General features: G+C 71.6%; 1 protein-coding gene. It reads right to left on the reverse strand.

Annotated features, from left to right (window positions below):
• Positions 1-739 (reverse strand): NtaA/DmoA family FMN-dependent monooxygenase (locus A5481_RS35625; protein WP_245298697.1); only part of this gene is annotated, 739 nt, incomplete at its 3' end.
• Positions 740-900 lie beyond the last annotated feature (161 nt).

The raw sequence follows: 900 nt of genomic DNA on the forward strand, positions 1-900 counted from the left end.
CGTCGAGGGTCTGGTTCGCCGTGAACACGATCTCGGCGGTGCGCGCCGCGAGATCCTTGCCCGGCCCGGACGAGCCGGCCTGGACCAGCACCGGCTGCCCTTGCGGCGTGCGCGAGAGGTTGAGGGGCCCGCGGACCTCGAAATGCTTGCCGTGATGGTCGAGGGGGCGGAACCCGTCGGGCTTCGAGAACTGGCCCGACGCCTTGTCGATCACGACCGCGTCGTCGTCCCAGGTGTTCCAGAGGCCGAGCACGACATCGACGAACTCCTCCGCCCGCTCGTAGCGGTCGGCGTGACGGGCGATTGTGTCGTTGCCGAAATTCGCCGCCTCCAGGTCGGTCGCCGAGGTGACGAGGTTCCAGCCGGCCCGGCCCCCGCTCAGGTGGTCGAGGGAGGCGAAGCGGCGGGCGACGTTGAAGGGCTCGTTGAAGCTCGTCGAGGTGGTGGCGACGAGGCCGATCCGGCTCGTGACGGCGGAGAGCGCCGACAGCAGGGTGACGGGCTCGAAATGCGTCGAGCGCGCGGTGCGCTCGCTCGAGCGCAGGTCCGCGTCGCGGATGCCGGTGCCGTCCTCCAGGAAGATCAGGTCGAACTTGGCGGCCTCGGCGCGCTTCGCCCAGCCGACATAGCGGTCGAGGCTGATCCCGCCATCGGCCTCGCTCGACGGGTGGCGCCAGCCGGCGACGTGGTGGCCGGTGGCGTAGAAGAAGGCGCCGAGGCGCATCGTGTCCTGTGTCATGGGCTCGCTCGGGATGTCGGGACCGCTCGCGTCAGATCTAGCGCCGCGCGCGCGCTTTCGCCCGTCAGCCGCGGGCGACGCCGTCGAGCGCCCGCGCCAGATCGGCGAGCAGGTCCTCCTCCGCCTCCAGCCCGACCGAGAGCCGCACCAGCCCGTCGCCG

Source organism: Methylobacterium platani (genome assembly GCF_001653715.1).
Classification (GTDB): Bacteria; Pseudomonadota; Alphaproteobacteria; order Rhizobiales; family Beijerinckiaceae; genus Methylobacterium; species Methylobacterium platani.